This is a genomic window from Streptomyces sp. SPB162, from assembly GCF_029504575.1.
Classification (GTDB): Bacteria; Actinomycetota; Actinomycetes; order Streptomycetales; family Streptomycetaceae; genus Actinacidiphila.
Genome location: NZ_JAQFII010000001.1, coordinates 117,526 through 130,207 on the forward strand (window position 1 = coordinate 117,526; position 12,682 = coordinate 130,207).

The 12,682-nt window shown below is 70.3% G+C and carries 13 protein-coding genes; 7 read left to right on the top strand and 6 right to left on the bottom strand.

Going from position 1 to position 12,682, the window contains the following annotated elements:
• Positions 1–157 precede the first annotated feature (157 nt).
• The gene (locus tag M2266_RS00575; protein ID WP_277436264.1) at positions 158–943 is read left to right on the top strand and encodes an SDR family NAD(P)-dependent oxidoreductase; all 786 of its coding nucleotides are present in this window, start codon (positions 158–160) and stop codon (positions 941–943) included.
• A gap of 36 nt (positions 944–979) precedes the next feature.
• On the opposite strand, the gene M2266_RS00580 is transcribed toward M2266_RS00575, so the two are convergent.
• Positions 980–1,765: an SRPBCC family protein gene (locus M2266_RS00580; protein WP_277436265.1), complete on the bottom strand. Its 786-nt coding sequence runs from the start codon at positions 1,763–1,765 to the stop codon at positions 980–982.
• A gap of 196 nt (positions 1,766–1,961) precedes the next feature.
• Here M2266_RS00580 and M2266_RS00585 point away from each other — a divergent pair, with 196 nt between their 5' ends.
• From M2266_RS00585 to M2266_RS00595, 3 genes are all read left to right on the top strand, one after another.
• Positions 1,962–2,246, top strand: coding sequence for a hypothetical protein (locus M2266_RS00585; RefSeq protein WP_277436266.1), 285 nt, complete (start codon positions 1,962–1,964; stop codon positions 2,244–2,246).
• A gap of 57 nt (positions 2,247–2,303) precedes the next feature.
• Entirely contained in the window at positions 2,304–2,765 is a 462-nt protein-coding gene (locus M2266_RS00590) for a hydrolase (protein WP_277436267.1), read from the top strand.
• A gap of 207 nt (positions 2,766–2,972) precedes the next feature.
• Positions 2,973–3,635 carry a DUF4232 domain-containing protein gene (locus M2266_RS00595; RefSeq protein ID WP_277436268.1) on the top strand — a complete coding sequence of 221 codons (663 nt, stop codon included), beginning with the start codon at positions 2,973–2,975 and terminating at the stop codon, positions 3,633–3,635.
• A 44-nt stretch (positions 3,636–3,679) separates the two neighbouring features.
• On the opposite strand, the gene M2266_RS00600 is transcribed toward M2266_RS00595, so the two are convergent.
• The gene (locus M2266_RS00600; protein ID WP_277436269.1) at positions 3,680–4,153 is read right to left on the bottom strand and encodes a carboxymuconolactone decarboxylase family protein; all 474 of its coding nucleotides are present in this window, start codon (positions 4,151–4,153) and stop codon (positions 3,680–3,682) included.
• A gap of 132 nt (positions 4,154–4,285) precedes the next feature.
• Positions 4,286–5,317 carry a medium chain dehydrogenase/reductase family protein gene (locus tag M2266_RS00605; protein ID WP_277436270.1) on the bottom strand — a complete coding sequence of 344 codons (1,032 nt, stop codon included), beginning with the start codon at positions 5,315–5,317 and terminating at the stop codon, positions 4,286–4,288.
• Positions 5,318–5,465: 148 nt separating this feature from the next.
• Here M2266_RS00605 and M2266_RS00610 point away from each other — a divergent pair, with 148 nt between their 5' ends.
• Positions 5,466–6,113 carry a TetR/AcrR family transcriptional regulator gene (locus tag M2266_RS00610; protein ID WP_277436271.1) on the top strand — a complete coding sequence of 216 codons (648 nt, stop codon included), beginning with the start codon at positions 5,466–5,468 and terminating at the stop codon, positions 6,111–6,113.
• Here the strand turns inward: M2266_RS00610 and M2266_RS00615 are convergent.
• From M2266_RS00615 to M2266_RS00625, 3 genes are all read right to left on the bottom strand, one after another.
• On the bottom strand, positions 6,099–6,575 hold the full coding sequence (locus M2266_RS00615; RefSeq protein ID WP_277436272.1) for a hypothetical protein: 477 nt from the start codon (positions 6,573–6,575) through the stop codon (positions 6,099–6,101). The two genes, M2266_RS00610 and M2266_RS00615, sit on opposite strands and share 15 nt — an antisense overlap.
• Before the next feature lie 155 nt (positions 6,576–6,730).
• Positions 6,731–8,176 (bottom strand): argininosuccinate synthase, encoded by a 1,446-nt coding sequence (argG, locus tag M2266_RS00620; RefSeq protein ID WP_277436273.1) that lies wholly within the window; start codon positions 8,174–8,176, stop codon positions 6,731–6,733.
• Positions 8,177–8,243: 67 nt separating this feature from the next.
• The gene (locus tag M2266_RS00625) at positions 8,244–8,747 is read right to left on the bottom strand and encodes a GNAT family N-acetyltransferase (protein WP_277436274.1); all 504 of its coding nucleotides are present in this window, start codon (positions 8,745–8,747) and stop codon (positions 8,244–8,246) included.
• Between the two features lie 132 nt (positions 8,748–8,879).
• Here M2266_RS00625 and M2266_RS00630 point away from each other — a divergent pair, with 132 nt between their 5' ends.
• On the top strand, positions 8,880–10,436 hold the full coding sequence (locus M2266_RS00630; RefSeq protein ID WP_277436275.1) for an MFS transporter: 1,557 nt from the start codon (positions 8,880–8,882) through the stop codon (positions 10,434–10,436).
• A gap of 338 nt (positions 10,437–10,774) precedes the next feature.
• A complete protein-coding gene (locus M2266_RS00635) occupies positions 10,775–12,634 on the top strand; it encodes a M1 family aminopeptidase (protein WP_277436276.1) in 1,860 nt (619 codons plus the stop codon).
• Positions 12,635–12,682: the final 48 nt, after the last annotated feature.

Below are 12,682 nucleotides of genomic sequence, written 5' to 3' on the forward strand. Positions count from 1 at the left end.
TTCCGGCGTTGCCCGGAAGTAAATCGAGCAGAATTGGTCATGTCAAGAGCTCAAACATGCGCGGAAGCCGTGGATGCGAAGCGTTACCGCTCATGCACACAGCGGAACATGAGCCCCGGCAGTTCAATGGTGCCGGGGGACGGGTAGTCAGCCGCGCATGAGACGTTTCGAGGGATACGGCGTACTGATCACCGGAGCGGGTCGCGGCATCGGCGCGGCCACCGCCCGGCGCATGGCCGGCGAAGGCGCACAGGTCCTGGTCACCGACCTGGACGGGGACCTCGCCGAGACGGTGGCGGCCGACATCCGGAAGTCCTCGGGCACGGCCGAGGCACTGCCCTGCAACGTGGCCGACCGCACCGCGATCGAGGCCGCCGTCGCCTACGCGGTCGAGCGGTTCGGCACCCTGGACGTGCTGGTCAACAATGCCTACGCCTGCCATCCGGACGTCCCGCTCTTCGAGGACGAGGCGGACGAGGGGTGGGCCCGCGACCTCGACATCACCTTGAGCGGCGCCTTTCGCTGCGCCCGCGCGGCCCTCCCCCACCTCGCGGCCGCCCCGGACCGGCGGGGCGCGATCGTCAGCATCGGCTCGGTCAACGGCGAGCAGGACTTCGGCAACCACGCCTACAGCGCGGCCAAGGCGGGCCTGGGCAGCCTCACCCGGACCCTCGCCGGCCACGCGGCCTCCCGCGGGGTCCGGGTGAACCTGGTCGTCCCCGGCACGGTCCACACCGAAGCGTGGGCGGGACGCGAGGACGACCTGCGGGTCATCGCCGCGCACTACCCGCTCGGCAGGGTCGGCCTGCCCGACGATATCGCGGCGGCGGTGGCGTTCCTGGCCTCCTCGGACGCCGCCTGGATCACCGGCGTGAGCCTCCCCGTCGACGGCGGCATCCTCATCGGCCAGATGGGCCCGCGCCGCGCCGTGGGCAGGGAGTGAACGGCCCGGACGCCGGCCGTCCCTCCCGACCGCCCGCTACGAGCGGCGGGCCCATTTGCCGCCGTTCTCGGCGACCCAGCGACCCAGGGCGACCAGCGTGCTCTCCACGCCGTCCGCCATGTGCGCGCGCAGCGCCTCCAGTTCCGCGCGCGTGCCGCCCAGTACCGGGTCCAGGCCCAGCAGTTGCCAGGACTGCTCCGCCACGGTGCCGGTGCCGAGCGGGCTGAAGGTCCAGCGCCACCGGACGAGGCCGTCCACGACGAACGCGAACGCGTCGCCGGGGTCGGCCTGGAGTACCTGCGAACGGCTGGTCCATTCCCGATCGCCGCGCCGGCTGCGCCCGCTGAACCAGGCGCCGACCCGGGGACCCGCGCCGTCGTCGTAGCGCACCTCGCTCACGTCCGGACTCCAGATGCTGATCATCGTCACATCGCTCACCAGGCCGTAGACCTCCGGCGGGGTGGCCGCCAGCCACGTCTTCCTGGTGAAGCGGAAGTCCGCGGGGTCGAGGTGTTCGGGGGCGGTGTCCTGGTGCGGAACGGTGATGCTCACGGGGTCTCCCTGAGGTGTGGGTCGGGCGGGTGCCGGGCCCCGGCGGGTGCCGGGCCCCGGAGGTGTTGGTCCGTCGGAGACGTCGATGCCGCCGTTCGGTTCCCAGGCGATGTTCTCCGGCATCCGGCCGCCGGCCAGGTCGAAGTGCCGAGTGATGTGCGCGTGGGACATCGGTGCCGTGGCAGCCGTTGCCGAGCCGGGCCAACCGACGGTGAGGGAGGCCGCCGCGAGGGTGGCCGGCAGTACGTTCCTTGCGAACTTCTGTGACACGTTTCCTCCCAGCGTCGTGGACGGTGTCGTGGTGCGGTCCTGATGTCGGCGTACCCGGCTCGGAGGACTCCGGTCCGGCTGCCTGAGACCCCACTGTGGGCGCGGTCGGCCAGGGGCAACCAGCCCCGGCTCCGCCTATCCCTGGCAGGGGCAGGCCGCGCGGGCCGTCCCCGCCGCATACTCGTGGCCATGGGCGATGTGCCGGCCCGCGCTCACCTTCGACGACATCGCGGCCATCGCCACCGAAAGCACCGGCCGCGCCGTCACGAGGACCACCACCACCGATGACCGGTTCCGCGAGCAACTGGTGGGCCACGGTGTCCCCGCCGAGGCCGCGAACCAACTGCTGGGCGTCTTCGCCGCGAGCCGCGCCGGCGAGTTCGCCGCGGTCGACCCCGCACTGGCCACGCTGCTCGGCCGCGAGCCCACTCCCCTGAGCACCGTCCTCCGTGAGCAACCGGCCACCCAAGACGGCCGCTGACCGGCCCGGCGGACGACCGATGGCCCGGCGATCGCGCGTCATGCGAAAGTGATGGCCATGACCGACCCGGACCAGCCCCTGCGATCGACACGGGACACGGGGCCGCTCCTCCCCCGGCTCCCGGCGCACTTCTGGGCTGTTCCCCATGTGGGTTCCCGCTTTCCCGGGTCGGCAGCCGTGAGCCGCCTGCCGGGCCTCGCGGCGGGCGCCAACTGCCAACTCTTCGCGTACGAGGTGCTCCGCCATTTCGGCCTGGCACCGCCGCCGTTGCGCTCCAGCGACCTGTGGGACGACACGGCAGCCACCGTGCGCGTGCCGGTCGCCCAGCCGCTCGACCTGCTCCTCTTCAACGGAACCCATGATCCGTACGGCGCCCACGTCGGCGTCTGCGTCGAGGATGACGCGGTCCTGCATCTGTGCGCGGAGGTCGGACACCCGGCCGTCTGGGCTCTGGCCGACTTCGCGGCACGGGAGCGGTACCGCGTGCTGATCGGAGCGAAATCGGTGTCTGCGGCGTAGCCGGTCATGGGCCCGTGGACTTCGGACCGTACCGGGGCGAACCGGCGGCGTACCCGCCCCGACAGCTGTGCCGGGTCGTGTGCGGGCCGGTCGCTCCGGCGATCGTGGTCGAGTCGGCAACGCGCCGTCACCAAGCTGTGAAGGTTCTGCGGGACGGTGGTTCTCAGCCGAGCGCGCCTTCGCGCTCCTCATCGGGGGGAACACCACATGAGCACCGTTCGCAGAGCCGCCGTCGTCCTCACCGCCGTGTCCGCGCTGGCCCTGACCGCCTGCGGACCCTCCGACGACCACGCGGGCGGGACCGACGGGCCTACCGCGAGCCCGACGAAGTCCACCGGCCCGGGCAAGTCCGCTACGCCGTCCAAGCCGGCGAAGCCGGCCGCGTCCCCCGGCAAGGGCTCGTCCGGCGGCAAGGGCTCGTCCGGCGGCAGCGGCGGCTCGTCGCCCGACCCGGACTACGACGTGTTCCCGTGCAGCACGTACGACCTGAAGTTCACCGCCTCCCTGGCGGAGCCCACGACCAGCAGCTACCTCTTGAAGATCACCAACAAGGGCAGCAAGGCGTGCACGGCACTGGGCCACCCGAGCGTGACCTTCGGCGATCTGGACGGTCAGGCCACGAAGCGGGGCTCGGCCCCGAGCATCGAACACGCGCTCAGGCTCGAGCCGGGCAAGTCGGCCTACGCCGGGCTCATGGGCGGCGTCAAGGACGGCGGGGGAAAGACCGTCAACATGATCGCGATGACCATGGACACCGAGTCCGATCTGGCACAGACGCCACTCAAGGCCGCGACTCCCGGCCTGTACGTCTCGGACAAGAACTCCGTGACCGCGTGGATGAACAACTCCGAGGACGCCCTCAGCCTGTGAGACACGGCCGGGGCCCGAACAGGGCCCCCGCCGTGCCGCTGCGATCAGTCGAACTGGCCGGGCTGGTAGTCGCCGGCGGGCTGCTGGACGAGGATGTTCACCCGGTTGTAGGCGTTGATGAGGGCGATGAGGCCGACCAGGGCGGAGAGCTGGTCCTCGTCGAAGTGCTTGGCTGCGTTCGCCCAGGCGTCGTCCGGCACACCTCCGGCCGCGTCCGCGATGCGGGTGCCCTGCTCCGTCAGTTCCAGAGCGGCGCGCTCGGCGTCGGTGAACACCTTCGCCTCGCGCCAGACCGCGACCAGGTTGAGGCGCGTCGCGGTCTCCCCGGCGTGGGCGGCGTCCTTGGTGTGCATGTCGAGGCAGAAACCGCAGCCGTTGATCTGACTGGCGCGGATCTTCACCAGTTCCTGCGTCGCGGCCGGCAGCGTCGAGTCCGAGATCGCCTTACCCGCCGAGTTGATGTACTTGAAGAACTTGGCCGCGACCGGGTTGCCGTAGAGGTTCAAGCGAGCTTCCATGATGCACTCCTATGCCGTTGCTGCTGTGCTGGTTACATCTCTCTGACGGTTCGGCTCGAGCAGATGTGACCGGAACGAATGTGACCTGCGTCACCCCTCCCGCGTCGCGGGAGACAACGGCGGCGGGTCGCGTCAGGGGTGCAGCACGATCTTCCCGGCGACGGTTCCGGACTCGGCCAGGCGCATCGCTTCGGCGGCGCGGGCGAGCGGCAGTCGGGCGGCGATCTGCGCGGTGATGTCGCCGCGCTGGAGGGCGCCGAAGACCTCGGTGAGGTCGGCGCGCAGCCGGCCTCGGAAGCGGTTCTTGGCCAGCGCCCGCCCGGCCCAGACGTTGAAGAAGTAGGCGCGGCGCCGGTTGGGCAGCGCGTTCCACAGCCACACACGGCCGAGCAGCTTCAGCACCGGCAACTGCTTGGATCCCTCCTCATCCCGAGTGGAGGCGCTGCCGTAGCAGACGAGCGTGCCGCCGGGTGCGAGGAGGCGCCAGGAGTCGACCGCGCTGCGACCGCCGACGTGGTCGAAGACGGCGTCCACTCCGGCGGGTGCGAGTTCGCGGATCCGCGCGGCGACGTCCTGGGTGCGGTAGTCGACGGGAGTGACGCCGTGCTCCCGCAGGGCGTCGTGGTGGCGCGCGGAGGCCGTGCCGATCACCTTCACGCCCGCGGCGTGGGCGAGTTGGACCAGGACCGAGCCGACGCCGCCGTTGGCGCCGTGGACGACGATGGTCTGCCCGGAGCGGACCCGCGCCGTGCGGTGCAGCATCTGCCAGGCGGTGATGCCGTTGACCACCACGGTCTCGGCCTGCGCCGCGTCGATCCCGTCGGGCACCGGCACGGCGTCGGCCGCGTCGACGAGCACGTGGCTGGCCCAGCCGCCGACCTTGACCAGCGCGGCCACCCGGGTCCCCACCAGGCCCGGCTCGACACCCTCGCCGGTGGCCTGGACGGTGCCGACCAGGTCGTAACCGGGCACGAAGGGGAACGGGGGCTGGTCGTAGTAACGGCCGCGGCGCATCTGCTGCTCGGCGAACGAGACGCCGGTGGCCTCCATGCGGATCAGCAGCCGGCCGGGGCCCACGACGGGGACTGCTCCGTGGCGGATCTGCAACCCTTCCGGCTCCACTTTGCCCGGCAGAACCACTTCGACAAGTCCCTCGGCGTTCATGACGACCTCCATCGCGCTGCTTCGACCGTTATGGCTTTTCGCTTTCGTTAGAAGTTGTAACGCAGAACGACAGCGAGTGTCAAGAACGTTTGTGATAGGTTCTAACTAACCAATGACTGTGTAACCAGGAGGGCGGACGGTGACAGGCATGACGGACACGGGCCCGACGACCCCGCGCGAGCGCTACCGCACCCAAGTACGTGCGGACATCAAGAAACACGCATGGGAACAGATCGCCGCCTCGGGCGCGACCGCGCTCTCCCTCAACGCGATCGCCAAACAGATCGGCATGAGCGGGCCGGCGCTCTACCGCTACTTCGCCGGCCGCGACGAGCTGATCACCGAACTGATCCGGGACGCGTACCGGAGCCTGGCCGACACGCTCCGCGCGGCCTCCGCGCCCGGCCCCGACGTCACCGCCCTGGCGCACGCCCTGCGTACCTGGGCCGTCGAGGACCCCCAGCGTTACTTCCTCGTCTACGGCACACCCGTGCCCGGCTACCACGCGCCCGACGACGTCACCGAGATCGCGGCCGCGACGATGGCGACCCTGCTCGACGCCTGCGACGCGCTGCCCACCGGCGGGCCCACGTCCCCGTTCGCCACACATCTCGACGACCACCGGCAGTGGGCCGACGGCCATCCCGCGCCCGCCACCGCCCTCCACCGCGCCCTGCGGTTCTGGACGCGGCTGCACGGCGTCCTGTCCCTGGAGCTGGCCGGTCACTTCACCGGGATGGGGTTCGACCCCGCCCTGCTCTTCAACGCGGAGTTGGACGACCTACTGGCCGGCTGATCCCGCCTCCGCGGGTCGCTTGAGACTGGTCGTCGCGGCCGCGGCACAGGCCCCGGCGGCCAGCCCGGAGCCCAGCACGATCAGGTTCAGGTAGAGGGGAACGTCGTCGGACGCGTAGTCCCCACCGGTGTTCGTCTCGCAGACGAAACGGAGCGGCGCGAACTGCACGGTGTAGTCCACGACGTGCATCGCCCGCTCATCGCCCGCCGAGCGGCAGGGCAGCATCGGCGAGGAGCCGGCCCCGTGGTCCTCCGCACCCAGCGCTGCGCCCGCCGCGCAGAGCAGGCCCCACGTGTACACGGCGACCGCGAACGCGAACAGCAGCGCGGCGATGGACCGGAGCCACCCCTGGCGACCGGGACGCCCCAGCCCGGCCCGGCCGAGGCTGCCGAAGCCGTAGCCGACGAAACCGCAGACGGCGATCGCGCCGATCACGATGAGCAGCAGAAGCAGATACACCATTGGCCCACTCCATCAGTGCAAGATCGCAACTGCCGTGACGGAGGCCACAGTTCCGGCAACAGGGGCGTCACAACACCTGGTCCCGAACAACGGAAACGGGCCGGCCCGACGCGCTGGGCGCCCGGCCGGCCCGTCCGACAGGGCCGGTCAGAGCACTAGTCCGTGCCGAACTCCATCGCGGCGCGGTCCAGCATCTCGTCGTCGTCGGAGACATCGCCGCGGGAGGCGATGGCCTCGGCGCCGCCCTCCGGCATGCTGCCGATCAGCCCGGTCGCGGCCGCCTGGGCGGCACCGATGGCGGGATTCGCGGTGCCGATGAGGCCGAGCGCGGCGTACTGCTCCAGCTTGGCGCGCGAGTCGGCGATGTCGAGATTGCGCATGGTGAGCTGGCCGATCCGGTCCACCGGACCGAACGCCGAATCCTCGGTGCGCTCCATCGACAGCTTGTCCGGGTGGTAACTGAACGCCGGGCCGGCGGTGTTGAGGATCGAGTAGTCCTCACCGCGCCGCAGTCGCAGCGTCACCTCGCCGGTGACGGCCGCGCCCACCCAGCGCTGCAGGGATTCGCGCACCATCAGCGCCTGCGGGTCCAACCAGCGGCCCTCGTACATCAGCCGGCCGAGGCGCCGTCCCTCGTTGTGGTACTGGGCGACGGTGTCCTCGTTGTGGATGGCGTTGACGAGGCGCTCGTACGCGGCGTGCAGCAGGGCCATGCCGGGCGCCTCGTAGATGCCGCGGCTCTTCGCCTCGATGATCCGGTTCTCGATCTGGTCCGACATGCCCAGGCCGTGCCGGCCACCGATGGCGTTGGCCTCCATGACCAGGTCGACGGGGGAGGCGAACTCCTTGCCGTTGATGGTCACCGGCCGGCCCTGGTCGAAGCCGATCGTCACGTCCTCGGTGGCGATCTCGACGGAGGGGTCCCAGAACCGCACGCCCATGATCGGCTCGACGGTCTCCACGCCGGTGTCCAAGTGTTCGAGGGTCTTGGCCTCGTGGGTGGCACCCCAGATGTTGGCGTCGGTGGAGTACGCCTTCTCCGTGCTGTCGCGGTAGGGCAGGTCATGGGCGACCAGCCACTCCGACATCTCCTTGCGGCCACCGAGCTCGGTCACGAAGTCCGCGTCCAGCCAGGGCTTGTAGATCCGCAGGTGCGGGTTGGCGAGCAGGCCGTAGCGGTAGAACCGCTCGATGTCGTTGCCCTTGAAGGTCGAGCCGTCGCCCCAGATCTGCACGTTGTCGTCGAGCATCGCCCGGACCAGCAGCGTGCCGGTGACCGCGCGGCCGAGCGGCGTGGTGTTGAAGTAGGCCCGCCCACCCGAGCGGATATGGAACGCCCCGCAGGTCAACGCGGCCAGCCCCTCCTCCACCAGCGCGGCACGGCAGTCGACCAGACGCGCGATCTCGGCGCCGTAGGTCTTCGCACGACCGGGCACCGAGGCGATGTCGGGCTCGTCGTACTGGCCGATGTCGGCGGTGTAGGTGCAGGGGACGGCGCCCCTGTCGCGCATCCACGCGACCGCGACCGAGGTATCGAGGCCGCCCGAGAAGGCGATGCCGACGCGCTCGCCGGCGGGGAGGGAGGTGAGGACCTTTGACATAGGAAGAGTATGCATAATTACGCATGGCCATGCAAGGAGAGTTCGGGTGGTATACGCCCGGTGGTTTTCACACGGCGCGCCGCATGCACACCAGATCGCCCCGCTCGTCCCAGGATTCGGCGACGGCGAAGCCGAGCCGCCCGTACAGGTCGACGGCGCCCGTGCGCCACTTCCAGACCGACAGTTCCACCGTGCTGATGTCGTCCCGCGCGCAGCGCGCGAGCGCGGCATCCATCAGCGCGGAGGCGACACCTCGACCCCGGAAGGACGGGTCGGTCCAGAGCCGTTTGATCTCCGACCGTTTCCCGACAGGGGCGGTGAGCACCAGGCAGCCAACGGCTTTGCCCGCACCATCGACGGCCACCAGTACCACGTCGTTCGCGAAGGCGGCCCGCGGCGTCAGGATCTCCGCTCGATAGCGCTCGGGCAGCTCGCCCACGCCGTCGACGGCCCTGCCCTTCTCCTCCTCCGTCCGCAGGTGGTAGGCCGCCAGCAGTCCGGACACCTCCGCGTCCGCCGCGGGACTCTGGCCGAGCCGGCTGACGATGGCGATTCCGCTTTGATCCGTCACGGCCCCAGCATCACACCCGCCACTCCCGTCGACCACGTCCGTCGGCCCCCCGCCACCCCGGCCGACCGGCGTGCCCACCGGGCGTGACTCGGGAGGAAACCGCACAATAGGTCATCGAGCCGAGGAGTGATCATGGTTGTTCCGGGTGCCGCGGGCGGTGACGGGAGAAAGGGCCTCGTCCTCACCGCGATGATTTTCGCCGTGGCGATGACATTCATCGACCAGACGATCGTGTCCATCGCGGTGCCCGAGATCCAGAGGGAACTGGGGCTGAGCAGCACCGGGGTGCAGTGGGCCGTCAATGCCTACCTGCTCTCCCTCGCGGCACTGTTCGCCTTCGGCGGCCGGCTGGCGGACACCCTGGGCCACCGCAAGATGGTGCTGCTCGGCGTAATCGTGTTCGCCGGCGCGTCGGCCATGTGCGGGCTCACCCCGAAAGGCGGAGCGGCCCAGGCGTGGATCGTCGCCTTCCGGGCCCTGCAGGGCGCGGGCGGCGCGATCATGTTCCCCGCCGCGCTCGCGATCGTCGTACAGACGTATCCGCTGCGCGAGCGCGGGCGCGCGCTCGCGTTGTTCTTCGGCATCGCCGGCGGGCTGACGGCCATCGGGCCGATCCTGGGCGGATATCTGACCGAGTGGACCTGGCGGGCGATCTTCTGGGTCAACATCCCGGTGGCGTTGATCGCCCTCTGGCTGATCCTGTTGTCCCGCCCGCAGACCGAGCACCGTCCGGCGCCGATGGACTACCGCGGGCTGGCGCTCATCGCGAGTGGTGTGGCGCTGAGCGTGTTCGGCTTCCAGCAGGCGCCGATCTGGGGCTGGGGCAACCCCGGGATCTGGCTGTGCATCGCCGGCGGCGCCCTGCTGCTCGTGGTCTTCGTCCTGGTGGAGCGGCGAACCGCGTCGCCGCTGATGCAGGTGCGGATCTTCCGTATCAGGCCGTTTCTGGTGCAGAACCTCGTCCTGGGCATCTCGATGCTGGTCTTCGTTCCCGTGTTCTTCTTCGCCAGTGAGTACGCCCAGATCGCCTTGGGAGAGACGGCGCAGCAGACGGGCCTGTACCTGCTCTACTTCTTCCTCGGCTTCGCGGTCGCCGCGCAGATCGGCGGGCGCATGCTCGACCGCGCCGGCGCGAAGCGCCCGGTGGTCCTGGGCTGCGTCCTGGCCGCCATCGGTTTCTACTGGTGGGCCGGCAAGGTCGTGGACCTGGACTTCGGGTCGCAGGTCTGGTGCGTGGTGCTGTCCGGCGCCGGCATGGGGTTCATGCTCGGCCCGGCCAGTACGGACGCGGTGAACCGCGCCTCGCGCCTGTCGTACGGGGAGGCGACCGGCATCACCCAGACCGTGCGGAACTACGCCGCCAGTCTGGGCCTGGCCGTCCTCGGCACGGCCCAGATCTCCCGGTTCCGCTCGGGGATCACGTCCTCCCTCGTCGCCCAGGGCACGCCGCACGACCAGGCGACGACGCTCGCCGACAGGTACGCGCAGTCCCAGGGCCCGGGTACCGGAACCATCCCGGCCTTCATCCGCCTGGACTTCGCCTACTCCATGCGCACCGTCCTCTATTCCATGGCCGGCATCATGGCGGTGGCCGCGATCGTCGCGGTGCTCGGCCTGCGGCACGGGCTGCAGCACGACCCGGACGAGGACGCGCCGGCCGAGGAGACCGCGGCGACCCCGCCTTCCTGAGGCACCGCCCCACCAACCGCCGAACGCTCTCGCGAGCAACGCCCCGACGAGGGCCGCGCAGGCATGGGCGCCCGCTGCCGGTGCCACCGGGGCTCGCCGCGCACCGGCGCGGCCGAGACCCGTCGGAAGCACCAACACTTTACTTGCGCCTGATGGCATGCTCCGGTCACATCTGGCAAGCTGCCCGCAGTCGTCGTCCCGACCCGGGGAAGGACGGCCGCGTCACCTCTCTGCGATCTACCAGCTCTGCGCACAGCCCGCGGCCTCCCCCGGCACACCCACGCCGCCGGGAGGCCACCGAGCAGGCCGCAATCCCGGCCGCCTCAAAGGAGTTTCGTGTGAGACCCTCCCCCCACAAGGCCCTCACCGCGACGGTGTTCGCCGTCGCCGCGCTGGCCGCCGCTTCGCTCCCCGCCGCCTCGGCGACCGCCGCGACCCCCACCGTTCGCGCGGCCGCCGCCTGCACACCGGCCCAGGTGGTCGCCAACGGAGGCTTCGAAAGCGGCACTTCGCCCTGGAGCCAGTCGTCGACCAGCGTGATCACCAATCGCGCCGGCCAGACCCCGCACGGTGGCACGCACTTCGCCTGGCTGAACGGTGTCGGCACCACCCACACGGACACGCTCTCGCAAAGCGTCACGATCCCGTCCGGGTGCAGCACCGCCACCCTCACCTTCTGGCTGCACATCGACACCGCCGAGACGACCTCGTCCACCAAGTACGACAAGCTCACGGCGAAGATCGGCACGACGACGCTCGCGACGTACTCGAACCTGGACAAGAACACCGGCTACACGCAGAAGTCCTTCGACGTCTCCTCGTTCGCGGGTCAGAGCGTGAACGTCGCCTTCACCGGCACGGAGGACTCCAGCCTCCAGACGAGCTTCGTACTCGACGACCTCGCCCTCGACACCTCCGGTGGCACGACCCCGCCCCCGGACTCCACCCGCACACCGGCGTCGCCCTCCTACACCGTCAGCCTGAGCAGCAACACCAGCGGCACGGTCTGGACCGGCCACGAGAGTGCGACCTTCACCAACGCCTCCTCCACCCCGCTGAGCGAGGTGTACCTGAGGCTGTGGGACAACTACCACGGCACCTGCTCCGCCATGCCGATCACCGTCAGCAACGTCACCGGTGGCACCGCGGGCGCCCTCTCGGTCGCCTGCACGGCCCTGCAGATCTCCCTGCCCGCTCCCCTGGCGCAGGGGCAGAGCGCCACGATCGGCTACGACCTGGGCATCACCGTGCCCAGCGGCGCCGACCGGTTCGGCCATGACGGGGCCTTCAACATGATCGGCAACGCCCTGCCGGTCCTCGCGGTCAAGGACGGGGCCGGCTGGCACCTGGACCCCTACACCAACAACGGTGAGTCGTTCTACTCCCTGGCCTCCGACTTCAAGGTGACCCTGGACCACCCGAGCACCCTGCTGGCGCCGGCCACCGGCGCCTCGGTCGACACCCCCGGCACCAGCGGGCGCACGATCACCACGGCAACCGCGTCGAAGGTCCGTGACTTCGCGTGGGCGGCCGGCCCGTTCACCAAGATCTCCGGCACCTCCGCCGCCGGCACCCCGATCAACATCTACTCCGTCTCGGGCATCAGCTCAGCCGACTCGCAGTCGATGCTCAGCACCGCGAAGACCGCTGTGGACGCCCACGCGGCCCGGTTCGGCGCCTACCCGTACGGCGAGCTGGACGCGGTGATCGACAACAGCTTCTGGTTCGGCGGCATGGAATACCCGGGGTTCGTCCTCGACCTCGTCAGCACGACGGCGCTCACCCATGAGATCGGGCACCAGTGGTGGTACGGCATCGTCGGCGACGACGAGTACAACACCCCCTGGCTCGACGAGGCGTTCACCGACTACGCCACCGACCTGGCACAGAACAAGACCGGCACGAGCTGCTGGAACAGCGTCTCGTGGGCCTCGACGGCGGAGAAGATCACCAACTCGATGGCCTACTGGGACGCCCACTCCTCCCGGTACTCCACCGTCATCTACAGCTACGGGAAGTGCGCCCTGCACGACCTGCGGCGTGTCCTCGGTGACAGCGTCATGGCCAAACTCCTCAAGGACTACGCCACGTCGCACTGGTACGGCATCTCGACCACGGCCGAGTTCAAGGCGGCCGCCCAGGCCGCCACGGCCACGGACCTGACCTCGTTCTGGACCCAGCACCGCATCGAGGGCTGAGCCGAGCCCGGTTCGCGGCGGGTGGCGCGCACCGTGCGCCACCCGCGG